The 23,378-nt window shown below is 70.8% G+C and carries 22 protein-coding genes; 15 read left to right on the forward strand and 7 right to left on the reverse strand.

The annotated features are described in order from the left end of the window. The first annotated feature begins 59 nt into the window (after nucleotides 1-59). The 9 genes from sucC (at nucleotide 60) to AC2D8W_RS10575 (ending at nucleotide 9,431) form a co-directional block, all read left to right on the forward strand. Nucleotides 60-1,259: an ADP-forming succinate--CoA ligase subunit beta gene (sucC, locus tag AC2D8W_RS10535; protein WP_293482979.1), complete on the forward strand. Its 1,200-nt coding sequence runs from the start codon at nucleotides 60-62 to the stop codon at nucleotides 1,257-1,259. A gap of 2 nt (nucleotides 1,260-1,261) precedes the next feature. After that, the gene (sucD, locus tag AC2D8W_RS10540) at nucleotides 1,262-2,140 is read left to right on the forward strand and encodes a succinate--CoA ligase subunit alpha (protein ID WP_484671503.1); all 879 of its coding nucleotides are present in this window, start codon (nucleotides 1,262-1,264) and stop codon (nucleotides 2,138-2,140) included. Between the two features lie 102 nt (nucleotides 2,141-2,242). Continuing rightward, complete coding sequence (locus AC2D8W_RS10545) at nucleotides 2,243-5,194, forward strand: 2-oxoglutarate dehydrogenase E1 component (protein ID WP_484671504.1); 2,952 nt, start codon at nucleotides 2,243-2,245, stop codon at nucleotides 5,192-5,194. Between the two features lie 62 nt (nucleotides 5,195-5,256). Next, the gene (odhB, locus tag AC2D8W_RS10550) at nucleotides 5,257-6,528 is read left to right on the forward strand and encodes a 2-oxoglutarate dehydrogenase complex dihydrolipoyllysine-residue succinyltransferase (protein WP_484671505.1); all 1,272 of its coding nucleotides are present in this window, start codon (nucleotides 5,257-5,259) and stop codon (nucleotides 6,526-6,528) included. Nucleotides 6,529-6,552: 24 nt separating this feature from the next. Beyond that, nucleotides 6,553-6,915, forward strand: coding sequence for a hypothetical protein (locus AC2D8W_RS10555; RefSeq protein WP_484671506.1), 363 nt, complete (start codon nucleotides 6,553-6,555; stop codon nucleotides 6,913-6,915). 77 nt (nucleotides 6,916-6,992) lie between these two features. Beyond that, a complete protein-coding gene (gene lpdA / locus AC2D8W_RS10560; RefSeq protein WP_484671507.1) occupies nucleotides 6,993-8,399 on the forward strand; it encodes a dihydrolipoyl dehydrogenase in 1,407 nt (468 codons plus the stop codon). Next, nucleotides 8,381-8,821 carry a GNAT family N-acetyltransferase gene (locus AC2D8W_RS10565; RefSeq protein ID WP_484671508.1) on the forward strand — a complete coding sequence of 147 codons (441 nt, stop codon included), beginning with the start codon at nucleotides 8,381-8,383 and terminating at the stop codon, nucleotides 8,819-8,821. The genes lpdA and AC2D8W_RS10565 overlap by 19 nt, the downstream gene beginning before the upstream one ends. An 86-nt stretch (nucleotides 8,822-8,907) precedes the next feature. Continuing rightward, entirely contained in the window at nucleotides 8,908-9,150 is a 243-nt protein-coding gene (locus AC2D8W_RS10570; protein ID WP_484671509.1) for a hypothetical protein, read from the forward strand. Then, nucleotides 9,147-9,431, forward strand: coding sequence for a hypothetical protein (locus tag AC2D8W_RS10575; RefSeq protein WP_484671510.1), 285 nt, complete (start codon nucleotides 9,147-9,149; stop codon nucleotides 9,429-9,431). The genes AC2D8W_RS10570 and AC2D8W_RS10575 overlap by 4 nt, the downstream gene beginning before the upstream one ends. A gap of 7 nt (nucleotides 9,432-9,438) precedes the next feature. Here AC2D8W_RS10575 and AC2D8W_RS10580 read toward each other — a convergent pair whose 3' ends face one another. From AC2D8W_RS10580 to fsa, 3 genes are read right to left on the reverse strand one after another with little or no spacing between them, the layout of a single operon-like run. Continuing rightward, nucleotides 9,439-10,365, reverse strand: a complete 927-nt coding sequence (locus AC2D8W_RS10580) for a tyrosine recombinase XerC (RefSeq protein WP_484671511.1) — start codon at nucleotides 10,363-10,365, stop codon at nucleotides 9,439-9,441. Further along, entirely contained in the window at nucleotides 10,350-11,030 is a 681-nt protein-coding gene (locus AC2D8W_RS10585; RefSeq protein WP_484671512.1) for a DUF484 family protein, read from the reverse strand. The genes AC2D8W_RS10580 and AC2D8W_RS10585 overlap by 16 nt, the downstream gene beginning before the upstream one ends. A 14-nt stretch (nucleotides 11,031-11,044) precedes the next feature. Continuing rightward, a complete protein-coding gene (gene fsa, locus AC2D8W_RS10590) occupies nucleotides 11,045-11,698 on the reverse strand; it encodes a fructose-6-phosphate aldolase (protein WP_484671513.1) in 654 nt (217 codons plus the stop codon). A gap of 67 nt (nucleotides 11,699-11,765) precedes the next feature. Between fsa and AC2D8W_RS10595 the strand changes: the two genes are divergently transcribed. After that, the gene (locus AC2D8W_RS10595) at nucleotides 11,766-13,919 is read left to right on the forward strand and encodes a primosomal protein N' (RefSeq protein WP_484671514.1); all 2,154 of its coding nucleotides are present in this window, start codon (nucleotides 11,766-11,768) and stop codon (nucleotides 13,917-13,919) included. A 238-nt stretch (nucleotides 13,920-14,157) separates the two neighbouring features. Here AC2D8W_RS10595 and AC2D8W_RS10600 read toward each other — a convergent pair whose 3' ends face one another. Beyond that, entirely contained in the window at nucleotides 14,158-14,931 is a 774-nt protein-coding gene (locus AC2D8W_RS10600; protein WP_484671515.1) for a TerC family protein, read from the reverse strand. A 504-nt stretch (nucleotides 14,932-15,435) separates the two neighbouring features. Between AC2D8W_RS10600 and AC2D8W_RS10605 the strand changes: the two genes are divergently transcribed. From AC2D8W_RS10605 to AC2D8W_RS10615, 3 genes are all read left to right on the forward strand, one after another. Beyond that, entirely contained in the window at nucleotides 15,436-16,110 is a 675-nt protein-coding gene (locus tag AC2D8W_RS10605) for a CHAP domain-containing protein (RefSeq protein ID WP_293482132.1), read from the forward strand. A gap of 62 nt (nucleotides 16,111-16,172) precedes the next feature. Then, nucleotides 16,173-17,126, forward strand: a complete 954-nt coding sequence (locus tag AC2D8W_RS10610) for a magnesium transporter CorA family protein (protein ID WP_484671516.1) — start codon at nucleotides 16,173-16,175, stop codon at nucleotides 17,124-17,126. 67 nt (nucleotides 17,127-17,193) lie between these two features. Beyond that, nucleotides 17,194-18,429, forward strand: a complete 1,236-nt coding sequence (locus AC2D8W_RS10615) for a pentapeptide repeat-containing protein (RefSeq protein WP_484671517.1) — start codon at nucleotides 17,194-17,196, stop codon at nucleotides 18,427-18,429. On the opposite strand, the gene AC2D8W_RS10620 is transcribed toward AC2D8W_RS10615, so the two are convergent. After that, nucleotides 18,426-19,205 (reverse strand): crotonase/enoyl-CoA hydratase family protein, encoded by a 780-nt coding sequence (locus AC2D8W_RS10620; RefSeq protein ID WP_484671518.1) that lies wholly within the window; start codon nucleotides 19,203-19,205, stop codon nucleotides 18,426-18,428. The two genes, AC2D8W_RS10615 and AC2D8W_RS10620, sit on opposite strands and share 4 nt — an antisense overlap. Before the next feature lie 90 nt (nucleotides 19,206-19,295). Between AC2D8W_RS10620 and AC2D8W_RS10625 the strand changes: the two genes are divergently transcribed. Next, complete coding sequence (locus AC2D8W_RS10625; RefSeq protein WP_484671519.1) at nucleotides 19,296-20,519, forward strand: serine hydrolase domain-containing protein; 1,224 nt, start codon at nucleotides 19,296-19,298, stop codon at nucleotides 20,517-20,519. Between the two features lie 16 nt (nucleotides 20,520-20,535). On the opposite strand, the gene AC2D8W_RS10630 is transcribed toward AC2D8W_RS10625, so the two are convergent. After that, on the reverse strand, nucleotides 20,536-22,011 hold the full coding sequence (locus AC2D8W_RS10630) for an MATE family efflux transporter (protein WP_484671520.1): 1,476 nt from the start codon (nucleotides 22,009-22,011) through the stop codon (nucleotides 20,536-20,538). A 174-nt stretch (nucleotides 22,012-22,185) separates the two neighbouring features. Here AC2D8W_RS10630 and rfbD point away from each other — a divergent pair, with 174 nt between their 5' ends. Next, nucleotides 22,186-23,073, forward strand: coding sequence for a dTDP-4-dehydrorhamnose reductase (rfbD, locus tag AC2D8W_RS10635; RefSeq protein WP_484671521.1), 888 nt, complete (start codon nucleotides 22,186-22,188; stop codon nucleotides 23,071-23,073). 108 nt (nucleotides 23,074-23,181) lie between these two features. Here rfbD and AC2D8W_RS10640 read toward each other — a convergent pair whose 3' ends face one another. Further along, a complete protein-coding gene (locus AC2D8W_RS10640; RefSeq protein ID WP_484671522.1) occupies nucleotides 23,182-23,325 on the reverse strand; it encodes a hypothetical protein in 144 nt (47 codons plus the stop codon). Between the last annotated feature and the right edge of the window lie 53 nt (nucleotides 23,326-23,378).

Genomic DNA, 23,378 nt, shown 5'->3' on the forward strand with positions numbered 1-23,378 from the left:
CTATAAGCCCCGTTCACTCGCCGCTGCGGCGAAGCAATGACAAGCCGTCCCAAGGCCTCATGAACATCCACGAACACCAAGCCAAAGCCGTCCTCGCGGAGTTCGGCGTCGCGGTCCCGCGCGGGTATCCCGCCTTCACGGTCGACGAGGCCGTCGAGGCGGCCAACAAGCTGGGCGGACCCGTCTTCGTCGTGAAGAGCCAGATCCACGCCGGCGGGCGCGGCAAGGGCCGCTTTGAGGGCCTGGGGGCCGACGCCAAGGGCGGCGTCCGCGTCGTCAAGTCGGTCGACGACGTCAAGGCCAACGCCCAGGAGATGCTGGGCCGCGTGCTGGTGACGCACCAGACCGGGCCCAAGGGCAAGCAGGTGAACCGCCTCTACATCGAGGAAGGCGCCGCGATCGCCAAGGAGTTCTACCTGTCGCTCCTGGTGGACCGCGAGACGAGCCGGATCTCGGTGGTCGCCTCCACCGAGGGCGGGATGAACATCGAGGACGTCGCCCACGAGACGCCCGAGAAGATCGTCACCTTCTCCATCGACCCACTGACCGGCGTGCGCGGCTACCACGGCCTGAAGCTGGCGGCGGCGCTGAAGCTCTCGGGCGACCTGGCCAAGCAGGCCCGGGTGCTGCTGGAGCAGCTCTACAAGGCCTTCGTCGAGAAGGACATGAGCCTGCTGGAGATCAACCCGCTGATCGTCACCGCCGACGACCAGCTGCGGGTGCTCGACGCCAAGGTCAGCTTCGATTCCAACGCCCTCTTCCGCCACAAGGACGTCCAGGCGCTCCGCGACGAGACCGAGGAGGACGCCAAGGAGATCGAGGCCCACAAGTACGACCTGAGCTACATCGCCCTCGACGGCGAGATCGGCTGCATGGTCAACGGCGCGGGCCTGGCGATGGCCACCATGGACATCATCAAGCTCTACGGCGCCGAGCCGGCGAACTTCCTGGACGTGGGCGGCGGCGCCGACGAGGCCAAGGTGACGGCGGCGTTCAAGATCATCATGGCCGACCCCAACGTGAAGGGGATCCTGGTCAACATCTTCGGCGGCATCGCCCGCTGCGACGTGATGGCCAACGGCGTCATCGGCGCGGTGAAGCAGGTGGGCCTGAACGTGCCCCTGGTGGTGCGCCTGGAGGGCACCAACGCCGAGCTGGGCAAGAAGATCATCAACGAGAGCGGGCTGAACGTGATCGCGGCCAACGACCTGGCCGACGGCGCCGAGAAGATCGTCAAGGCCGTGCGGGGCGGTAAGTAAGAATGTCCATCCTCATCGGCAAAGAAACCCGCGTCATCTGCCAGGGCGTCACCGGCGCCCAGGGGACGTTCCACTCCGAACAGGCCATCGCCTACGGGACCAAGATGGTCGGCGGGGTCACCCCCGGCAAAGGCGGGACCACCCACATCGGCCTGCCCGTGTTCGACACCGTCGAGGACGCCGTGCGGCAGACGGGCGCCGACGCCAGCGTGATCTACGTGCCGCCGGCCTTCGCCGCGGACTCGATCCTCGAGGCCATCGACGCCGCGGTGCCGCTGATCGTCTGCATCACCGAGGGCATCCCGGTGGTGGACATGATCCGCGTGAAGCGCGCCCTGGCCGGCTCGAATTCCAGGCTGATCGGGCCCAACTGCCCCGGCGTGCTGACCCCGGATGCGTGCAAAATCGGCATCATGCCGGGCAATATCTTCAAGAAGGGCTCGGTGGGTGTTGTCTCGCGCTCGGGCACGCTTACCTACGAGGCCGTGTTCCAGACCACCCAGGCAGGCCTTGGCCAGACGACGGCCGTCGGCATCGGCGGCGACCCGGTCAAGGGCACCGAGTTCATCGACGTGCTCTCCATGTTCCTCGACGACGACGACACCGAGTCGATCATCATGATCGGCGAGATCGGCGGTTCGGCCGAAGAAGACGCGGCGGAGTTCATCAAGAATTCACCAAAGAAGAAGCCAATGGTGGGCTTCATCGCGGGACGCACCGCGCCGCCTGGGCGGCGCATGGGTCACGCGGGCGCGATCATCTCGGGCGGCAAGGGCGGAGCCGAGGACAAGATCGCCGCGATGGAGGCCGCGGGCATCCGCGTCTCCCCGTCGCCGGCGGCGCTCGGAACCACGCTGGTCGAGGTGCTCAAGGGCCGCTGAGGCGGCCTGCGACATAGGTACTAGGGCGGTCCGCGCTCGGCTCCTTCTCTCCGAAGTCCGTGGGGCCCGCCCGCGGAAACGAAGGGCCGAAAGGCGAACGAGATGGCGGACGACGCAGGCCTGATCAACGACGTTCTGGCCGAGACCTCATTCCTCTACGGCGGCAACGCGGCCTTCGTGGAGGACCTCTACGCAAAGTGGGCCAGCGACCCCGGCTCTGTCGAGCCGTCCTGGCAGGCGTTCTTCGCCTCGCTCTCGGACGGGACCGACGCGGTCAAGCGCGCCGCCCAGCCCCCGGCGTGGACCAAGCCCGCCGCTCCCATCGCCCGTCCGGACTGGATGAGCGCCATCGACGGGCTCTGGCCCGCGGTCGAGGCCAAGCTCGGCAAGACCATCGAGGCGCGCAAGCCGACCGCCTCGGTCGACGAGGTCCGCGCCGCCACGCTGGACAGCCTGCGCGCGATCATGATGATCCGGGCCTACCGGATGCGCGGCCACCTGAAGGCCAACCTTGACCCGCTGGGCATCGCCACCACGCCCGGCGACGCCTCCGAGCTGGACCCCGCCACCTACGGCTTCGCCGAGGCCGACTTCGACCGTCCGATCTTCCTGGACTACGTGCTGGGCCTGGAGACCGCCTCGGTGCGGGAAATCCTGGCGATCCTGCGCCGCACCTACTGCGGCAACCTCGGCGTCCAGTACATGCACATCTCCGATCCCAAGGAGAAGGCGTGGCTGCAGGAGCGGATCGAGGGCCGCGACAAGGAGATCAACTTCACCAAGGAGGGCAAGGTCGCCATCCTGAAGAAGCTGATCGAGGCGCAGGGCTTCGAGGCCTTCCTCCATCGCCGCTTCCCCGGCACCAAGCGCTTCGGCCTCGACGGCGGCGAGGCGATGGTCCCGGCGCTGGAGCAGATCATCAAGCGCGGCGGCGCGATGGGGGTGAAGGACATCGTCATCGGCATGCCGCACCGCGGCCGCCTGAACGTGCTCGCCGCCGTGATGGGCAAGCCGTACCACGTGATTTTCCACGAGTTCCAGGGCGGCTCGTCGCTGCCCAGCGACGTGCAGGGCTCGGGCGACGTGAAGTACCACCTGGGCGCCAGCTCGGACCGCGAGTTCGACGGCAACGAGGTGCACCTGTCGCTGACCGCCAACCCGTCGCACCTGGAGATCGTGAACCCCGTCGTCATCGGCAAGGCGCGCGCCAAGCAGGCCTTCACGCTGCGCGAGACCCCGAGCGCGGGCCGCAGCCACGTGCTGCCGCTGCTGCTGCACGGCGACGCGGCCTTCGCGGGCCAGGGCGTGGTGGCGGAGTGCTTCGCGCTGTCGGGCCTGCGCGGCTACGGCGTGGGCGGGACCATGCACTTCGTGGTCAACAACCAGATCGGCTTCACCACCAGCCCGAAGAACAGCCGGTCCTCGCCCTATCCCACCGACGTGGCGATGATGGTCGAGACCCCGATCTTCCACTGCAACGGCGACGACCCGGAAGCTGTCACCTTCGCCGCCAAGGTGGCCACCGAGTACCGCCAGCTGTTCGGCAAGGACGTGGTGGTCGACATGTTCTGCTACCGGCGGTTCGGTCACAACGAGGGCGACGACCCGACGATGACCCAGCCGCTGATGTACGCGAAGATCAAGGGGCACCCCTCGGTCCGCGACCTCTACGCCAGCCGGCTGATCGGCGAGGGCGTCTGCAGCCAGGCCGACGTGGACGGCTGGGTGAAGGAGTTCGACACCTTCCTCGACAACGAGTTCGAGGGCGGCAAGGCCTACAACGCCAACAAGGCGGACTGGCTCGACGGCAAGTGGTCCAGCGTGAAGCTGGCGTCCGGCGACGAACGCTACGCCACGGGCGTGTCGAAGCAGAAGCTGCTCGACCTCGGCCGCAAGATGACCTCGATCCCCGAGCGGATCACGGTCCACAAGACCGTGGAGCGCGTGGTCGCCGCCCGGCGCGAGGCGATCGAGACCGGCGCCGGCATCGACTGGGCGACCGCCGAGCACCTGGCCTTCGCCACGCTGCTGGACCAGGGTTACCCGGTGCGTCTGTCGGGCCAGGACAGCGTGCGCGGCACCTTCAGCCAGCGGCACTCGGGACTGATCGACCAGAAGACCGAGGAGGTCTACTTCCCGCTGCGCAACCTCGGGCCCAGCCAGGCGCACTTCGAGGTGCTGGACTCGGCGCTCTCGGAAGAGGCGGTGCTGGGCTTCGAGTACGGCTTCTCGCTGACCGATCCCGACACGCTGACCATGTGGGAGGCCCAGTTCGGCGACTTCGTGAACGGCGCCCAGGTGGTCATCGACCAGTTCATCAGCTCGGGCGAGCGCAAGTGGCTGCGGATGAGCGGCCTCGTGATGCTGCTGCCGCACGGCTACGAGGGCCAGGGGCCGGAGCACAGCTCGGCGCGCCTGGAGCGGTTCTTGCAGCTCTGCGCCGAGGACAACATGCAGGTGGTCAACTGCACGACCCCCGCGAACTACTTCCACGTCCTGCGCCGCCAGCTGCTGCGCGAATACCGCAAGCCGCTGGTGGTGATGACGCCCAAGAGCCTGCTGCGCCACAAGCGGGCCGTCTCGAACCTCTCGGACATGGTCGCGGGCACCGGCTTCCACCGGGTGCTGGTGGACGGCGCCGAGGCGGGCTGCGACGTGGGCGGCGTGACCCTGAAGCCGGACGACGCCATCACCCGCGTGATCGTCTGCTCGGGCAAGGTCTACTTCGATCTCGTCGAGCAGCGGGCGAAGACCGGTCGCGACGACGTCTACATCCTGCGCCTGGAGCAGTTCTATCCGTGGCCGCTGAAGTCGCTCACCAACGAGCTGAAGCGCTTCCGGAACGCCGAGCTGGTCTGGTGCCAGGAGGAGCCCAAGAACATGGGCGGATGGCAGTTCGTGGACGCCTGGCTGGAGCTGACGCTGGAGCGGATGAACGTGAAGGCCAAGCGCGCCCGTTACGTCGGCCGCCCCGCCTCCGCGTCGACCGCCGCCGGCCTGATGAGCCGCCACCTGAAGGAACTGGAGGCTTTCCTTACGGAAGCCTTCGCCTAAAAGGGCGCCGACCCCGCCCCACCGCCGTTTGAGTGTCCGAGACCCGAGGAGCCCCCACCCCCATGGCCGACATCATGACCCCAGCGCTGGGTGAATCCGTCACCGAGGCGACGGTCGCCCGCTGGACCAAGAAGGCGGGGGAGGCGGTCCGCAAGGACGAGATCCTGGTGGAGCTCGAGACCGACAAGGTTTCGCTGGAGGTGGCCGCGCCGTCCGACGGCGTGCTGTCCGAGATCACCGCCGAGGAAGGCGCGACCGTCGAGCCGGGCGCGGTCCTGGGCAAGATCAGCGAGGGCGGCGCCGCCCAGCCCGCCAAGGCCAACGGCGGCGACAAGGCCGCGGCCCCGTCGTCCACGCCCACGCCGGTCCCCGCCGGCGAGCTGCAGCCCGAGCCGACGCCGGGCAAGGCCCCGCCGACCTCCGCCCCCATTCCGGACACCTCGGCCCCCGCCGCCGAGAAGGTGCTCGCGCCGTCGGCCCAGCGCGTGGCCGCCGAGAACAACCTCGACCCGGCGTCGATCCCCGGCTCGGGCAAGGACGGCCGCGTGACCAAGGGCGACGCGCTGGCGGCCCTCGAGGCCCGCGCCAAGGCCCCGCCGCCGGCGCCCGCGCCGGCCGCGCCCCGCGAGGTCCACGCCCGCGAGGAGCGGGTGAAGATGACCCGCCTGCGCCAGACCATCGCGCGCCGGCTGAAGGAGGCCCAGAACAACGCCGCCATGCTGACCACCTTCAACGAGGTGGACATGTCGGGCGTGATGGCGCTGCGCAACCAGTACAAGGACGTCTTCGAGAAGAAGCACGGCGTGAAGCTGGGCTTCATGTCCTTCTTCGTGAAGGCGGTGATCCACGCGCTGAAGCAGGTCCCGGACGTCAACGCCGAGATCGACGGCACGGACATCATCTACAAGAACCACTACGACATCTCGGTCGCCGTCGGCACGGAGAAGGGCCTGGTCACGCCGGTGGTCCGCGACGCGGACGCCATGGGCCTGGCCGAGATCGAGAAGGCCATCGGCGAGCTGGGCCGCAAGGCGCGGGACGGCGCCCTGTCCATGGACGACCTCCAGGGCGGCACCTTCACCATCTCGAACGGCGGCATCTACGGCTCGCTGATGTCGACGCCGATCCTCAACCCGCCGCAGTCCGGCATCCTGGGCATGCACAAGATCCAGGAGCGGCCGGTGGTGGTGAACGGCCAGATCGTGGTCCGCCCGATGATGTACCTGGCGCTCAGCTACGATCACCGGATCGTCGACGGGAAGGGCGCGGTCACGTTCCTCGTACACGTGAAGGACGCCATCGAGGACCCGCAGCGCCTGCTGCTGGACGTCTGAGGCCGGAGCCGCCACCTTGGCCATATGGCCGACCTCGTCGAAGTGGCCCGCTTCCTCGACCTCACCGAGGCGCAGAGCGCAGCCGCTGCGCTTCGCGCGTCCGGGATGCCCGTGTTCCTGCAGAACGAGCACTTCGGCCAGGTCGAGTGGTACATGAACCTGGCGCTGGGCGGCTTCATCCTCTTCGCTCCGGAGCGGGACGCAGCCGATGCGCGCGCCTTCATCGCCGGCTCGCGCCAGGCGTTCACGCCGGCACGCAGCGAGGCGACGCGGGCCGGGCTGGGGTTCGGTGTCGCCGTGCTCCTGGGGCTGCTGGCGCCGGCTCTGGGTTACCTGGCGGGCGCCCGCCGCCGCCCCCTGGCGGACGATCCGCCGGACTCCGACTGAGGACGCCGCTCCTATGCGATTGACCTCGCCTCGCCCGGGCCTAGGTTGCCCGGCCACTCGAGACCCACAGGCAGACCATGGCTGAGACCTCCTACGACGTCGTCATCATCGGGGGCGGTCCCGGCGGCTACAACGCCGCGATCCGCGCCGGCCAGCTGGGCCTGAAGGCCGCCTGCGTCGAGATGCGCGGCACGCTGGGCGGCACGTGCCTGAACGTCGGCTGCATGCCGTCGAAGGCGCTGCTGCACGCCTCCGAACTGTACGCCGCGGCGGGCTCGGAGTTCGCCAAGCTGGGCATCGAGGTGACGCCGAAGCTCAACCTGCCCCAGATGATGGCCCAGAAGGACGAGTCGGTGACGGCTCTGACCAAGGGCATCGAGTTCCTGTTCAAGAAGAACAAGGTGGACTGGGTGAAGGGCGCGGGCCGCATCGCCGGACCCGGCAAGGTCGAGGTGCTGGACGCGGACGGCAAGGTGACGGCCACGCTCAGCGCCAAGGACATCGTCGTCGCCACCGGCTCGGAGCCGTCGTCGCTGCCCGGCGTGACCGTGGATCAGAAGCGCATCGTGGATTCCACCGGCGCCCTGGCGCTGCCGGAGGTGCCGGGCCACCTGGTGGTGATCGGCGCGGGGATCATCGGGCTGGAGCTGGGCTCGGTCTGGCGCCGGCTGGGCGCCAAGGTGACGGTGGTGGAGTTCCTCGACCGCATCACGCCGGGTGTGGACGCCGAGGTGGCCAAGACCTTCCAGCGCGCGCTCACCAAGCAGGGCATCGCCTTCAAGCTGGGCATGAAGGTGACGGGCGCGACCGCGTCGAAGACCGGCGTGAGCCTCGCCTTCGAGCCGGTGGCGGGAGGCGCGGCCGAAACGCTGGACGCCGACTACGTGCTGCTGGCCATCGGCCGCCGCCCCTACACCCAGGGCCTGGGGCTGGAGACCGTCGGCATCGAGACCGACAAGCGCGGCTTCATCGCCACCGACCACTGGAAGACCTCGGCGCCGGGCGTGTGGGCGATCGGCGACGTGACCCACGGGCCGATGCTGGCGCACAAGGCCGAGGAGGAGGCGGTGGCCTGCATCGAGCGCCTGGCGGGCAAGGCCGGCCACGTGAGCTACGGCGTCATCCCCGGCGTGATCTACACCACCCCCGAGGTGGCCTGGGTGGGCAAGACCGAGGAGGAGCTGAAGGCCGAGGGCCGCGCCTACAAGGTCGGCAAGTTCCCCTTCACCGCCAACAGCCGCGCCAAGATCAACCACGAGACCGAGGGCTTCGCGAAGATCCTCGCCGACGCGGCGACCGACGAGATCCTGGGCGCGCACCTGATCGGACCCAGCGTTTCCGAGATGATCGGCGAGTGCTGCGTCGCGATGGAGTTCCGCGCCGCTTCCGAGGACATCGCCCGCACCTGCCACCCGCACCCGACGCGCTCGGAGGCCGTGCGGCAGGCCTCGATGGGAGTCGAAGGGTGGACGATGCAGGCCTGAGCCAGGGCCTGACGATCCGCAGGGCGCGGCCGGAGGAACTGGCGGCCTGCGCGGAGCTCTACGTGCGCGTGCTGCAGGAGACGTTCACCTGGCTGCCGAGGGACCGGCACAGGGCCGAGGACTTCCTGGCGGCGGCCCGCGAGGAGGAGGTCTTCGTGGCCGTGGAGGACGGCCGCCTCCTGGGCCTCGCCGCGCTCTACCGGCCGCAGGCGTTCCTGCACTCGCTCTATGTGGACGCGCGCGGGCGCGGCGTAGGCAAGGCGCTGCTGGACCACGTGATCGCGGCCGCCGGGGGCCGGCTGCAGCTGAAGTGCCAGACCGCCAACCGCGGCGCCCAGGCGTTCTACGTGCGCGAGGGGTTCCGATGCACCGAGGCGGGGGAGGACGGCGGAGTCGCCTGGCTGCGTTTCGTCATCGGCTGACGGCCGCGCGTTAGGTGACCGAAGCGTAACTTGGCGCATCTGCCGACCGGTGGCAGCTTGGCGAGGTTGCGTAATGGGAGGCCGCAATGCTCGTCACGATCGTCGCCGCCGCCGCCATGAGCTTCGCCCCGGACGCGCGCCCGGCCGTGGCCGCGCAGACGCTTCTGGACCCGGGCGCCAGGGCGCCGAAGCGGCTCTGCACGGACGCCGGGCGGCTGCAGGTTTCGCACGAGCGCGCGCTGCTGCATCGGCCGGACCCGAACGAGCGGGTCAAGAAGCTGATCGAGATGCCGATGGGCGAGGCCTGCCTGCTGGGCGGGAGCCGGTGAGCATCCTGGCCGTCCTCGTCCTGGCCCTGACCCCGGCGCCGCTGCCCCCGCCGCAGCCGCCGCCGGTCCGCCCCACGGCCCGGGACGTGGACCACGCCCCCATCCGCTGCCGCCCCGCGCCCTACTACGTCTCCGACACCGAACAGCGGACCCGCACGGAGCGGATCCTGATCACCGGCAGCCGGATCCCGGTGCGCGAGGTCGAGAGGCGGACGCGCCCCTGCCTCCTGATGCGCACCATGGACGGGGGCCCGAACCACGTGGCGCGCATCGCCGACTGACGGCCCATCAGGCGTGCGGGTGAGCGGCGTTGTAGGCGCCCAACAGGGCCGCCGCGTCGACCTCGGTGTAGCGCTGCGTCGTCGAGAGCGACGCATGGCCCAGCAGCTCCTGGATCGAGCGCAGGTCGGCGCCGGCGCCCAGCAGGTGCGTGGCGAACGAGTGGCGCAGCGCGTGCGGCGTGGCGCTGGCCGGCAGGCCGAGACGGCTGCGCAGGACCTGGACCGTGGCCTGCACGTGGCGCGGGCTGAGCGCGCCGCCGCGCCGGGCGCGGAACAGCGGGCCGTCCGGGTCCAGCACGAAGGGGACCGCGGCGAGATAGCTGTCCACCGCCGCGCGAACCGCGGGCAGCACCGGGACCAGCCGCGTCTTGCCGCCCTTGCCGGTGATGCGCAGGGTTTCCGGCAGCGGGGCGTCCGACCGCTTCAGCCCGAGCGCCTCCGAGATCCGCAGGCCGCAGCCGTAGAGGAGCGTGAGCACGGCCTCGTCGCGCGCGGCCTCCCAGCCCTCGCGGTCGGGGTCGAGCGCCGGCTCGGCCAGCAGGCCCGCCGCCTGGTCCTCGGTCACCGGCCGCGGGGCGCCCGGCTTGACGCGCGGGCCGCGCACCAGGGCGATCGCGGCGTTGGGCGCGCCGAGGCGGCGGTCGAGGAAGCGGTGGAAGGTCCGGATGGCCGACAGCGACTGGCTGAGCGAGCGCGGCGACAGCGGGCGATCGCCGCTGCGCAGGTGAGCGAGCCAGGCGCGGACCTCCGCGGGGGTGACGCCGGCCATGTCGGCGACCGAGGGCGGCTCGCCGCGGTGCCGCTCGAGGAAGGCCAGGTAGCGCGCGGCGGCGAAGCCGTAGGCCTCCAGCGTGCGCGGCGAGGCGCGGCGCTCGTGCGCCAGGTGCTGCAGCCAGGCGTCCCGGGCCTGGCTCGCGCTCAGAGCAGCGGCCATCGCTCGGCCGTGCGCTCCACGACCCGGGCGAGGAAGGCGACCAGCTCGCTGCCCATCTCGGGCGTGAATCCGTCGGGATCGTGAGATCCGAAGGCCAGCAGGCCCTGCCGCGCCGGCTCCCAGATCGCCATGCGGACCATGGCCATGGAGGCGATGTCGCCGGCGTCGTCGCCGAAGAGGCCCAGCGCCGTCGGCGCGAAGCCCATGCGGGCGAGGCGGTGCGGGCCGTCGAGGATGAGGTCGACCTGACCCGGGACGAGGCCGCGCCAGCCGGCGGGCGGCAGGCCCTCGCACTCGAGCGCGATCACGCCGGCGGCCAGCCCGAACCGGGCCCGGGCCAGCTCGTCCACCCGGCGCGCGAGGTCGGAATTGTTGCGCGCGTCGAGCAGGTCGACGACGGCCCCGTGGGTCTGGGCCTGGGCGTTGAAGTTGGCCCGCGCCACCTCCTCGAGAAGCTGGCGCTGCTTGGCCTCTTCCTGGTGGGCGGCGTGCACGCGCGCCAGAGGCGCGAACTCGACCACATTGGATGTGGCGACCGTCAGGCCCAGCTCGGCCAGCAGGCCGGCGTCGGCCTTGAGGAAGTCGGGGTTGTCCGCCAGGAAGCGGCGGACGGCGGACGGGTCCACCGGGTGGCTTGCGAACAGTTCCCCCTGCGACCCGTCCATGTCACCTCAAGCCTCTACAGGATGGACTGACCGGTCTTGGTCCAGTCAGCCATGAACTGTTGGAGCCCGCGTTCGGTTAACGGATGCTTGAAGAGCGCCTGGAAGACGTCGGGCGGGATGGTGGCGCAGTCGGCGCCGGCCAGGGCCGCCTGGGTCACGTGCGCCGGCGTGCGGATCGACGCGGCCAGGATCTCGGTGTCGAAGCTGTAGTTGTCGTAGATGGCGCGGATCTCGGTGATCAGGTCCATGCCGTCGGCGCCGTGATCGTCGAGCCGTCCGATGAACGGGCTGATGAAGGTGGCCCCCGCCTTGGCCGCCAGCAGGGCCTGGGCCGCCGAGAAGCACAGCGTCACGTTCGTCTGGATGCCCTCGGCCGCGAACTCGGCGGTGGCGGTCAGCCCCTCGCGGGTGAGCGGCACCTTGACGACGACGTTGGAGGCGACGCCCGCCAGCTTGCGGCCCTCGGCGAGCATGCCCGCGGTGTCCATGGCCGCCACCTCGGCCGAAACCGGACCGGGGACGATCGCGCAGATCTCGCCGATCACCTCCAGCATGTTGCGTCCGCTTTTGGCGATCAGGGAGGGATTGGTGGTGACGCCGTCCACGAGGCCCGTGGCGGCGAGGTCCTTCAGGACGGCGGTGTCCGTGGTGTCGAGGAAGAGCTGCATCGTGTCCCAATCTCTTGTTCCGGCCGCTTGTAGCTGCGAAGGGCTCGGGATCAAACCGCCCGCGCCAATGAGCCGAATCGCCTCCGTCCTGATCCCGATGCCGCTCCCCGAGGCGTTCGACTACGCCGAGCCGGAGGGCATGGGCCTGGCGGCGGGGGACCAGGTGGCCGTTCCCCTGGGGCCGCGGCTGATCCGCGGCGTGGTCGCCGAGCTGCGCGAGGCGGCGGGCGGGAACCGGCCGCTGAAGCCGGTGGCCGAGCGGCTGGACGAGCCGCCGCTGCCGCCGGGGACGCTGGAGTTCGTGCAGTGGGCCGCGCGCTACGCCGTGGACGCGCCCGGCCAGCCACTGGCCATCGCGCTGCGCGGCGCGCGCGCGCCGAAGGCGCGGCCCCAGCGCGTGGTGCGGGCCACCGGCGCGGCCCCGGCGCGGCCGACGCCCGCCCGGGCGAAGGTGCTCGAGGCGGCGACGGCGCCCATGCCCCCGGCGGACCTGGCGCGGGCGGCCGGCGTCGGGGCGGGCGTCGTGAAGGGGCTGATCGACGAGGGCGTCCTGGCGCTCGACCACGTGGTCCCCGCCGCAGGCTTCCAGCCGCCGGACCTGACGCGGCGCGGCGCGGCGCTGAGCGACAGCCAGGCGGCGGCGGCCTCTGCGCTGTCGTCGTCGCTCGGCGGCTTCGGCGTCACCCTGCTCGACGGCGTCACGGGCTCGGGCAAGACCGAGGTCTACCTGGAGGCCGCCGCCGCGGCGCTGGCGGCCGATCCAGAGGCCCAGGTGCTGATCCTGCTGCCCGAGATCGCGCTCACCCAGGCCGTGATCGCCCGGGTCACGGCGCGCTTCGGCGCGGCGCCCGGCGAGTGGCACTCGGACGTCGCGCCGCCCGCCCGGCGGCGGGTGTGGGAAGGCGTCGCCGACGGCGGCTGCCGCATCGTGGTGGGCGCCCGCTCGGCGCTGTTCCTGCCGTTCCGCCGCCTGAAGCTGATCGTGGTCGACGAGGAGCATGACGGTTCGTTCAAGCAGGAGGACGGCTTCATCTACCACGCCCGCGACCTCGCCGTGGTGCGCGGCCGGATCGAGGACGCGGCCGTGGTGCTCGCTTCGGCCACCCCCTCGCTGGAGAGCCTGCGCAACGCCGAGACGGGCCGCTACCGCTGGCTGCGGCTGTCCGCCCGGCACGGGACGGCGCGGCTGCCGGACATCGAGCTGATCGACCTGCGCGAGACTCCGCCCGAGAGCGGCCGCTGGCTCTCCCCGCCGCTGGTGCGCGCCATGGCCGAGACCTGGGAGCGCGGCGAGCAGACGCTGCTGTTCCTGAACCGCCGGGGCTACGCGCCGCTGGTGCTCTGCAAGGCCTGCGGCGAGCGGATGACCGCGCCCGACACCGACTCCTGGCTGGTGGAGCACCGCTACACGGGCCGGCTGGTGTGCCACCTGACCGGGTTCTCCATGCCGAAGCCGGCGGCCTGTCCCCACTGCGGGGCGAAGGACAGCCTCGTCTCCATCGGCCCCGGCGTGGAACGCGTGGAGGAGGAGGCGCGGACGCTGTTCCCGGAGGCGCGGATCGCGGTCTTCTCCTCGGACACGGTGTTCGACGCGCGCGAGGCCCGGCGGCTGGTGGAGGCGATGGCGGCGGGGGACATCGACATCCTGGTGGCGACCCAGGCCGCGGCCAAGGGCCACAACTTCCCCAAGCTCACCCTCGTGGGCGTGGTCGACGCCGACCTCGGCCTGCGCGGCGGCGACCTGCGGGCGGCCGAGCGGACCTACCAGCTGCTGGCCCAGGCCACGGGGCGGGCGGGCCGCAAGGACCGGCCCGGCCGTGCGCTGCTCCAGACCTACGCCCCCGAGCACGCCGTGATGCAGGCGCTGAAGGCGCAGGACCGCGACGCCTTCGTGGCCGCCGAGATGGCCGAGCGGGAGCTGGCGGGCCTGCCGCCCTTCGGCCGGCTGGCGGCGGTGATCGCCTCGGGCCCCGACGCCGCCCAGCTGGACGTCTTCGTGCGCGGCATGGCCGAGGTCGCCCCCAACACGCCGGGCGTCGAGGTCTACGGCCCGGCGGACGCCCCGCTGGGGCTGGTGCGCGGCCGGCGGCGCAAGCGGTTCCTGGTCCGCGCCGACCGCGGGGTCGACCTTTCGGCCTACATGGCCGCGTGGCGCGCCCGCGTGAAGCCGCCGGGCCAGGTGCGCGTCGCCATCGACATCGACCCCTACAGCTTCCTGTAGCGGTGGGGGGATCGGTGGGAGGCGCGTCCGCGTGAGCCCCCTAACCCTGTCACCCCGGTTTCGCCGCAGGCGAAAACCGGGACCCACACGCGCCCGATGGCTGTGGCGGCCCGCGGGCGGCGCCGCCGCGCCTTATCCGGACCCACGGAGTCTATGGGTCCCGGTCTTCCGCTGCGCGGAAACCGGGATGACAGCCGGGAGGAGAAGACGCCAGCGATCCCCCCCCCCCGGGTCGCGGTCAGTGCAGGAGCTTGTCCTCGGCCGTGGGCTTCTTCCGTCGCGCCAGCATGTTGAGGGCCTCGACCCCCGCCGAGAAGGCCATGGCGGCGTAGATGTAGCCCTTGGGCACGTGCATCCCGAAGCCGTCGGCGATCAGGACCGCGCCGATCATCAGCAGGAAGCCCAGCGCCAGCATCACGACGGTGGGGTTGTTGTTGATGAAGTTGGCCAGCGGATCGGCCGCCACCAGCATGATCGCCACGGTGATCACCACCGCCGCCACCATGATCGGCAGGTGCTCGGTCATGCCCACGGCCGTCAGGATCGAGTCGATCGAGAAGACGAGGTCCAGCAGGATGATCTGGAAGATCGCCGCGCCCAGGCCGTTCACGACCGGCGCCTTGGTGTTCAGCAGGCCATGGGTGTCCTGCGGATCCACCTTCTCGTGGATCTCGGTGGTGGCCTTCCAGACAAGGAAGAGGCCGCCGGCGATGAGGATCAGGTCGCGCCAGGAGAAGGTGAGGTCGATGTCGCCCGGCGGATCCCAGGGGATCGAGAACACCGGCTGCACCAGGCCCACGATGAAGGCCAGCGTGGAGAGCAGGGCCAGGCGCATGATCAGCGCGAGCGCGATCCCGATGCGGCGCGCCCGCTGGCGCTGATGCTCGGGCAGCTTGTTCGAGAGGATCGAGATGAAGATGAGGTTGTCGATCCCCAGCACCACCTCCATCACGATGAGCGTGACGAGCGCAGCCCAAGCGGCCGGGTCGCTGACCAGAGCGGCGATATCCATCGATCTCTCCGAAAATTCCCCAGCGCCCTATCTAGTGGCTCCGCTTCCGACGGCTAGGGCCCGGACGAAGTTCCTTTGCGGCGCCGGTTTTTTGCACAGCGGCGCCTCCGCTCAAGGGTTTGTGAAGCGGCGGATTCTCCTCTTGGGGGAATTCGCGCGAAGCCTTGGCCAGGGATCGCGAGCTCTTGTTTCGCATTGTTACGCTTTCGCGAGACAAAGCTAATATTAGGAAATCAACGGTTAACCCAGGGTCCGAATTCGAGTTGCCTACAGCTCAAATACGAACTCGATAGGCGGTGTTCGCCAATAGTTTTCTTCGAACAGCGACAAATACTGCGCCAATTCGGGATGTGATTGAGCGGGCGCGATGCTGCGGCAGGCGCATGTCTGCCGCGGGCTGTGGATAATCCAGCCGCGACATCGCGCCGCGATGCGTAAACCCTCTTTTCACTGAAGCAGGATACGGTTACCCCTTCACCTGTCAGTGCGGGGAGTTTCCGATCAATGCGCAAACGGACGCGGACCCTTTGGGGTTCCCTGGCCGCCGCGGCGTTCGTCGCTCTCGCTCCGGCAGGAGCTGTGGCCGATACCTATTGGCAGTGCGTGCCCTTCGCGCGCCTGATCTCCGGCATCCAGATCTTCGGTGACGCCCGGACCTGGTGGCAGCAGGCCGCCGGCAAGTACGAGACCGGCTTCACGCCGCGGACCGGCGCCGTCCTGGCGTTCAAGCCGACCCAGCGGATGCGCCTGGGCCACGTGGCCGTGGTGAGCCAGGTGCTCACCGACCGCGTGATCCAGATCACCCACGCCAACTGGAGCCCGATCGAGGGTTCGCGCGGCAAGGTCGAGAAGGACGTCACGGTCATCGACGTGTCGCCGGCGGGCGACTGGAGCGAGGTGAAGGTCTGGTACGACCCGAACCGCGACCTCGGCGGCTCCACCTATCCGACGCACGGCTTCATCTATCAGGACGCCTCTGCGCGTGTCCTGGCCGCCTCGGGCGTCAGCCGCCTGCAGAACGGCGCGATCGCGGTGGCCCAGTCCGCCGCCTCGCAGATGGCCAGCGCCGTGCGGCCCGGCCAGGGCCCGATGAGCCTGCTGTCGCAGGCCGCGGACTCCACCGACCGGATCGCCGCGCTCATCGCCGCCGCCACGCGCTCGGACTCGTCCTCCCGCTGACCCCCGGCGGTTGACGCCCGCGCGGGCGCACGGTCTGAAAGGGACCGGGCGGAGAATCGCGCATGCTCTACGTCTTCCAGCGCGGCAAGGGCCAGAGCCAGGTCACCGCGCTCGCGCCGGGCTGGACGCCCGAGGCGGACGTGGTCTGGATCGACCTCGTCAAGCCGACGCGCGAGGAGGAAGTCGCCGTCGAGACGGCCCTGGGGGTCGATCTCCCCACCATCGAGGAGATGCAGGCGCTGGAGCCGTCCAGCCGGCTCTACCAGGAGCACGGCGCGACCTTCATGACCTCGACGCTGATCGCGCGAAGCCACGAGGACCATCCGTTCGCCACGCCGGCCACCTTCGTCCTGTCCAAGGGCGTGCTGGTGACCCTGCGCTACGAGAACCTCCGCGCCTTCACTGTCTTCGGCGAACGCGCGGCGGAGGGCGATCCGGCCACCGGCGCCGCGATGCTGATGGGCCTCTGGGAGGCCATCGTGGAGCGGCTCGCCCGCACCCTCGACGACATGGGCGACCGGGTCGAGGACGTCTCCACCGCCATCTTCCACAGGCCGCCCGCCGGCAATTTCCGGCCGCTCCTGACCGGCCTCGCCCAGGCCCAGTCGGTGACCTCGCTGGTCCGGAACTCGCTGGTCAGCCTCTCGCGGGCGCTCAGCTTCGCCAGCCTCTCCAGCGAGATCGCCGGGGAGGAGGAGAGCCGGGCGCACCTGGAGTCGCTGAAGCGCGACGTCCAGTCGCTCACCGAGAACGCGGGCCAGCAGTCGAGCCACATCGCCTTCCTGCTCGACGCGGCGCTGGGCCTCATAACCATCGAGCAGAACGGGATCATCAAGTTCTTCTCGGTGGCCGCGGTGGCCTTCATGCCCCCGACGCTGATCGCCTCGATCTACGGCATGAACTTCGCCCACATGCCCGAACTGGCCTGGATGGCGGGCTACCCCTTCGCCCTCCTGCTCATGCTCGTGGCCGGCGTGGTCCCAGTGCTCTGGTTCAAGCAGCGGGGCTGGCTCTAGCCACCGCAAGTTGCGCTCAAGGTTCGCTTAAGGACGTCGCGCAACCCATCCTTAAAGCGCGGGCGGCATGGTGAACGCGAAGGCCTTCATGTCGTCCGCACCTCAACAGCATCATACGGCGCTCGACGTCCACGCCCTGCGGGAGGCGCTCGACGCGCATCAGCGCTACCTGTCCGGCCGATCGGGCGGCCGGCGGCTCGCGTTGCACTATGCGGACCTGGCCAACTGCAGCCTCGAAGGCGTCGACCTGAGGGACGCGGACCTGACGGGCGCCAAGCTCTCGGGCGCGACCCTGGCCCGCTCGAACTTCTCCCGCGCGATCCTGTTCGGCGCAGACCTGCGCGAAGCCGACATGCGCCACGTGAACCTGAAGCGGGCCGACCTGCGCGGCGCGTGCATGCGCGGCGCCAACCTGGCCGGCGCCGAGCTCGCCGGCTGCGACCTGCGCGAGGGGCGGATCGCCCTGCAGGACAAGCTGGACGGTTTCCGCATCCTGCGTCATGAGCACCGCCCGGGCGAGCTGAACTACGCCGTGCTGTCGGGCGCCAACCTCGCCGGCGCGCAGATGACCGGCGCGGTCGCCATGACGTCGGACTTCACCGACGCGAACCTCTCGGGCGCGGTGCTGACGGGCGCCAAGCTGATGCGCGCGGTCCTGGACGGCGCGGACCTCTCGAACGCCGACCTGGGCGGGGCGGACCTCACCGGCGCGTCCATGAAGCGGGCGGTGCTGAACGGCGTGAACCTGAATCAGGCGCGGCTGGACGACGCCGACCTCACGGGCGTGCTGCGCGCGCCGCCGCCCATCTTCTACGTGGACGACAAATCGCTGAGCGAGGTCGTGGCCGAACACGAGGCCTTCTGCGACTCGGGCGGGCGGCAGGGCAAGGTGACCAAGCTCGCCGACGTGGACTTCCGGCCGCTGAGGTCGCTGAAGAAGCGGCGGCTCTCGGGCCTGGCGGCGCCGCGCTCGATCTTCTTCGGCCTCGACATGGAGGGGGTGCAGCTCCAGGGCGCCGACCTCTCGGGCTGCGACCTCCGCGGCGCCAACCTGCGCGACGCGGACGTGCGCGGCGCGCGGTTCACCCACGCCCAGCTTGCCCGCGCCGATCTGCGGGGCGCGAAGATGGGTCCGCTGGCCATCGGCGACAACCGCTTCGTCCGCACCGACTTCTCCCGCGCCTCGATGCGCGGCGCCGACCTGCGCGGCGCAAGCGCGCCCCGCGCGCGCTTCCTCGAGGCCGAGCTGGACGGCGCGCGCCTCGCCGGCTGCGACCTGGCCGGCGCGGAGCTGGAGATCTAGAACGCCCCGCCGCGGCCCTGGCCGCCGGCGAAACGGGTCGCGCCTTCGACGTGCGAGCCCGTGCGCAGGGTCTCGAGGCCGACCTGGACCTCGAAGGCCGTCGCCTCGTCCCAGTCCAGGGACCACTGGGCGAGCGCCGAGAGCCGGTCGTTGCGCATGCAGAGCTGCGGGAAGGCCGAGAGCTGCCTGGCCAGCGCCACCGCAGCGGCGAGCGCCTCGCCGTCGGGCACGACGCGGTTGGCGAGTCCCATCGCCAGCGCCTCGGCGGCGCCCACGGGCCGGCCGGTGAGGATCATGTCCATCGCCCGCGAGTGGCCGATGAGCCGCGGCAGCCGCACGGTGCCCAGGTCGATCAGCGGCACGCCGAAGCGCCGGCAGAAGACCCCGAAGGTCGCGCCCTCGGCCGCCACGCGCAGGTCGGCCCAGCACGCCACCTCCAGGCCCCCCGCCACCGCCGGCCCCTCCACCGCGGCGATCACCGGCTTGCCCAGCCGCAGGCGCGTGACGCCCATCGGGCCCAGGTCGCCGTCCGGGCGGATCGGGTTGGCGTCGGCCCGCCGCCCGTCGCCGGCGATCGCCTTCAGATCGGCGCCGGCGCAGAAGTACCCGCCGCGCCCAGTCAGCACGGCGACGTCCAGGCCCTCGTCGGCGTCGAAGGCCTTGAAGGCGTCGTAGAGCCGGCGCGCGGTGTCGCCGTCGTAGGCGTTGCGCCGCTCCGGGCGCTCGACGGTGACGATGCAGATGCGTCCGTCGTGCTCGACGCTCACGGTGGTCATCGCCGGATCCTCCCTTGCTGGCCCCCATCGTGGCGCTTGCGGGGGGCGGGAAGGCAAGGGCAAATGCCGCCTCCAAAGGGAGGGCGCGGCATGAACAAGGCCGAGAAGCTGGGGTTCTCGTCGGCGCGGCTGGCGCGCATCGACCGGTTCCTGCAGGAGAAGTACGTCGGTCCCGGCAGGCTGCCGTGCGCCCACTTCGTCCTCGCCCGCCGCGGCGAGGTGGTCCACCAGACGCTGCTCGGCCAGCAGGACCCGGAGCGCGGCGTCGCGATCGCCGACGACACCGTCTACCGCATCTACTCCATGACCAAGCCGGTCACGTCGGTCGCGCTGATGCAGCTGGTCGAGGAAGGCGCGATCGCGCTGGACGATCCGGTGGCCCGGCACATTTGCGAGTGGAGCGACCTGGCCGTCTTCTCGGCTGGAACGGGCCCCTACCTCACGACGCCCTGCGCCCGGCCGATGCAGGTGGTGGACCTGCTGCGCCACACCTCGGGGCTGACGTACGGCTTCCAGAACCGCACCAACATCGACGCCGCGTATCGCCGGCTGAAGCTCGAGGCGATGCACGGCGGGCACGACTTGGAGACCATGATCCAGCTGATGGCCAAGGTCCCGCTGGAGTTCTCGCCGGGCGAGGCCTGGAACTATTCGGTCTCGACCGACGTGTGCGGCTACCTGGTGCAGAAGATCGCCGGCAAGCCGCTGGACGAGGTGTACCGCGAGCGGATCTTCGAGCCGCTGGGGATGGTCGACACCGGCTTCCACGTCCGCGACGACCAGCGGAGCCGCTTCGCGGCCTGCTACGACGCCCAGCCGGGCGGCGGGACGAAGCTGCAGGACGATCCGCAGAAGAGCCCCTATCTCGCGCCGCCCAGCCTGCTGTCGGGCGGCGGCGGTCTCGTGGGCACCACGGCCGACTACCTGCGGTTCGCCAACATGCTGCTGAACCGCGGCGAGCTGGACGGGGCCCGGATCCTGGCGCCGAAGACCGTCGACCTGATGGCCTCGAACCACCTGCCGGGCGGCGGGGACCTGACCCAGCTGTCGCGCTCGCTGTTCTCGGAGAGCACCAACGCCGGGGTGGGCTTCGGCCTGGGCTTCGCGGTGGTGTTCGACCCGCCGCAGACGCTGATTCCGTGCAGCGTGGGCGAGTTCTACTGGGGCGGCGCGGCCTCGACCGCCTTCTGGGTGGACCCCGTGGAGGAGATCACCGCGGTGTTCATGACCCAGTTGCTGCCCAGCTCGACCTACCCGATCCGCCGCGAGCTGCGGACGCTGACCTACGCCGCCCTGATGGAGACCACGGGATAGCCTTCCGGCGCGATGCCTAGCGGGCCTTCTCGGTCTCCTTCTCGGGCGCGCGTGCTGCGGCCTCGGCGGCGACTTCGGTCTCCTCGACGCCGGACGGCGGGGCCATGCCGGTGTCCAGCGTCTCGCCGTGCGGCGTCGTGGGCAGCATCCGCGACTTCCGCCAGCCGCCCCAGCGGTAGTAGGCCGCCGCCAGCAGCAGCGACACGAGGCTGCCCGCCGGGAAGCTGAGCCACACCGCGTCGGCGCCCAGCATCGGCTCCAGCACGTTGGCGAGCGGCACCCGCACGCCCCACAGGGCGATGATCATGGCCAGGAGCGGCGGCCAGACCGCGCCGGTGGCCCGCACGATGCCCGAGAAGATGAACGCCATGCCGAAGGGGATGAAGCCCCAGAGCACGATGGAGTTGATGTGCACGGCGATGGGCAGCGAGGGGCTGCCGGCCGGCAGGAAGGCCTGCAGGATGATCGGGTCCAGCAGGTAGATGATCACGATGGGCGTCGCCGAGAAGATGGCGGCGTACATGACGCCCACGCGGGCGATCTTGCCCACGCGCTCCATGTTGCCCGCGCCGACGTTCTGGGCGGCCATGGACGAGACCGCGGCGCCCAGCGCCATCGCCGGCATCTGGACGTAGGTCCACACCTGGACGGCGGCGCCGTAGGCGGCCGCGGTGGTCGAGCCGTAGCCGTTCACCAGGCTCATCATGGTGACGGCCGCCAGGCTGATGACGATCATCTGGAACGCCATCGGCAGGCCCTTGAAGACCAGGTTCTTCACCACGTCCCAGTCGGGCCGGAAGCTGCGCCACTCCGCCGGCGTCAGCACCAGGATGCTCCGTCGGCGGTAGAGGTGCGTGACCATGACGGCCAGCGTGGTGCTCTGGGCGATCAGGGTGGCGGTGGCCGAGCCCACGATGTCGAGGCGGGGGAACGGGCCGACCCCCATGATCAGCAGCGGGTTCAGCGTCACCTCCAGCCCCACCGCCACGAGCGAGAAGAAGAAGGGCGTGCGCGAGTCGCCGGCGCCGCGCTGGGCCATCATCAGGAAGGTGAAGGCGTAGAGGATCGGGATCGCGGTGAAGATCACCCGCAGGTAGGCGATGGCGTCGCGCTTGGCGTCGGGCGGCGTGGCCATGCCGGTGAGGATCGCCGGGGTGAGCGTGTAGCCCAGCGCGCCCACGACCGTCGACAGCGCCAGGAAGAAGAGCGTGGCGGTGCCCACGACCCGCCGCGCCAGGTCGCGGTCGCCCGCGCCCACCGCCTGGCCGATCATGATGTTGGCGGCCATGCTCATCCCGAACATGGCGCCCAGCATCAGGAAGAAGATCTGGTTCGAGTTCGAGATGGCCGTCAGCGCCGCCTCGCCCAGCACATGGCTGACCCAGACCGCGTTCGCCGTCCCGTTCAGCGACTGCAGGATGTTCGAGCCCATCACCGGCAGGGCGAACAGGATCAGCGTCTTGCCGATGGGCCCGGTGGTGAGATCGGGCATGCGCCGGCCGCCCGGCATTCCGCCGGGCCCGCGCATCGCCCCGCCGCCGCTTCCCTCCACGGCCGATTCCTCTCCTGGCTCGCACCGCTTCTACGGGCGCGCCGTTGCGGCACACAAGCGGCGTGTCGGCGCACCGCCGTTTGAGCCGGCCGGCGTTCCCGCTATGACGCGCCCATGAGCCTCAAGATCCTGCAGTTCGGAACCACGGGCCAGCTCGGGCTGGAGCTGCTGCGCCAGGCCCCCGCCCACGACGTGACGGTCACCGCGCTGGGCCGGGCCGACGCCGACCTCGCCGACCCCGCCGCGGCGGCCGAGGCCGTGCGCCGGCACAGGCCCGGTCTGGTGGTGATCGCCGCCGCGCACACGGCCGTGGACCAGGCCGAGTCCGAGCGGGATCTCGCCTTCACGGTGAACGCCGAGAGCCCCGGCGCCATCGCGGCGGCGGCGGCCGAGGTGGGCGCGGCGGTGATCAACGTCTCCACCGACTACGTCTTCGACGGGGCGGGCGGCGCGCCCTATCGCGAGGACGCGGCGACGAACCCGCTGAACGTCTACGGCGCCTCCAAGCTGGCGGGCGAACGGGCGGTGGCGGCGGCGAACCCGCGCGCGCTCAGCATCCGCACGTCCTGGGTGGTCTCGCCGCACGGCAAGAACTTCATCAAGACCATGCTGCGGGTGGCGGCGGCGGGGAACCCGCTGAAGGTGGTGGACGACCAGTCGGGCCGGCCCACCAGCGCGGCCGATCTCGCGGGCTTCATCCTGGCGATCGCGCCCCGGCTCGCCGCGGCGCCGGCCGGCGATCCGGCGTTCGGCGTCGTGCATTTCGCGAACTCAGGCGAGGTCACCTGGCGCGGCTTCGCCCAGGCGATCTTCGCCGCGGCCCTGGGCGAGTCCGGGCCCGAGGTCGCGCCCACCACCACAGCCGAATACGTCACCCCGGCCCGGCGGCCGCTGCGCGCCACCATGGACCTGGGCCGCCTCGAGGCCGTCTACGGCGTGCGCCCGCGCCCGTGGCAGGACGCCCTGCGCGAGATCCTGGCCGAGCTGAGAGCGGCGACCTAGAGCCTCACCCGTTCAGACGGAACCGTCTGAACGGGAAAATGAGGCTCTAGATCAATATCTTGAGCGCGTTCGGATCCGAAAACCGGTTCCCACTTTTCGGAACGCGCTCTAGCGGCTGCCGGCGCCTGCGGCCCGGGTCGCGGCGACCTCAGGCCCCGCCGGGCCCGCAGGCGGACCCTCCTGGAGCCACACCACAACCGCCGCGAAGATCCCCGCCAGCGCGGACAGCGTCAGCATCGTCGTCCAGCTCATGCCGCAGCCTCCCGGCACGGAGTATAGCGGCTGTCTCGCGGCGGGCGGGGCGG

The sequence above is a fragment of the Phenylobacterium sp. T106 genome (assembly GCF_057219735.1).

Excerpts from the sequence above, each read along its gene's own strand:
- AC2D8W_RS10625 (WP_484671519.1), top strand. The coding sequence starts at position 19,296 with ATGAACAAGGCCGAGAAGCTGGGGTTCTCGTCGGCGCGGCTGGCGCGC.
- AC2D8W_RS10605 (WP_293482132.1), top strand. The coding sequence starts at position 15,436 with ATGCGCAAACGGACGCGGACCCTTTGGGGTTCCCTGGCCGCCGCGGCG.
- rfbD (WP_484671521.1), top strand. The coding sequence starts at position 22,186 with ATGAGCCTCAAGATCCTGCAGTTCGGAACCACGGGCCAGCTCGGGCTG.
- AC2D8W_RS10630 (WP_484671520.1), bottom strand. The coding sequence starts at position 22,011 with ATGCCCGATCTCACCACCGGGCCCATCGGCAAGACGCTGATCCTGTTC.
- sucC (WP_293482979.1), top strand. The coding sequence starts at position 60 with ATGAACATCCACGAACACCAAGCCAAAGCCGTCCTCGCGGAGTTCGGC.
- AC2D8W_RS10570 (WP_484671509.1), top strand. The coding sequence starts at position 8,908 with ATGCTCGTCACGATCGTCGCCGCCGCCGCCATGAGCTTCGCCCCGGAC.
- fsa (WP_484671513.1), bottom strand. The coding sequence starts at position 11,698 with ATGCAGCTCTTCCTCGACACCACGGACACCGCCGTCCTGAAGGACCTC.
- AC2D8W_RS10555 (WP_484671506.1), top strand. The coding sequence starts at position 6,553 with ATGGCCGACCTCGTCGAAGTGGCCCGCTTCCTCGACCTCACCGAGGCG.
- odhB (WP_484671505.1), top strand. The coding sequence starts at position 5,257 with ATGGCCGACATCATGACCCCAGCGCTGGGTGAATCCGTCACCGAGGCG.
- AC2D8W_RS10640 (WP_484671522.1), bottom strand. The coding sequence starts at position 23,325 with ATGAGCTGGACGACGATGCTGACGCTGTCCGCGCTGGCGGGGATCTTC.
- AC2D8W_RS10615 (WP_484671517.1), top strand. The coding sequence starts at position 17,194 with ATGGTGAACGCGAAGGCCTTCATGTCGTCCGCACCTCAACAGCATCAT.
- AC2D8W_RS10595 (WP_484671514.1), top strand. The coding sequence starts at position 11,766 with ATGAGCCGAATCGCCTCCGTCCTGATCCCGATGCCGCTCCCCGAGGCG.
- lpdA (WP_484671507.1), top strand. The coding sequence starts at position 6,993 with ATGGCTGAGACCTCCTACGACGTCGTCATCATCGGGGGCGGTCCCGGC.
- AC2D8W_RS10585 (WP_484671512.1), bottom strand. The coding sequence starts at position 11,030 with ATGGACGGGTCGCAGGGGGAACTGTTCGCAAGCCACCCGGTGGACCCG.
- AC2D8W_RS10620 (WP_484671518.1), bottom strand. The coding sequence starts at position 19,205 with ATGACCACCGTGAGCGTCGAGCACGACGGACGCATCTGCATCGTCACC.
- AC2D8W_RS10580 (WP_484671511.1), bottom strand. The coding sequence starts at position 10,365 with ATGGCCGCTGCTCTGAGCGCGAGCCAGGCCCGGGACGCCTGGCTGCAG.
- AC2D8W_RS10545 (WP_484671504.1), top strand. The coding sequence starts at position 2,243 with ATGGCGGACGACGCAGGCCTGATCAACGACGTTCTGGCCGAGACCTCA.
- sucD (WP_484671503.1), top strand. The coding sequence starts at position 1,262 with ATGTCCATCCTCATCGGCAAAGAAACCCGCGTCATCTGCCAGGGCGTC.
- AC2D8W_RS10600 (WP_484671515.1), bottom strand. The coding sequence starts at position 14,931 with ATGGATATCGCCGCTCTGGTCAGCGACCCGGCCGCTTGGGCTGCGCTC.
- AC2D8W_RS10610 (WP_484671516.1), top strand. The coding sequence starts at position 16,173 with ATGCTCTACGTCTTCCAGCGCGGCAAGGGCCAGAGCCAGGTCACCGCG.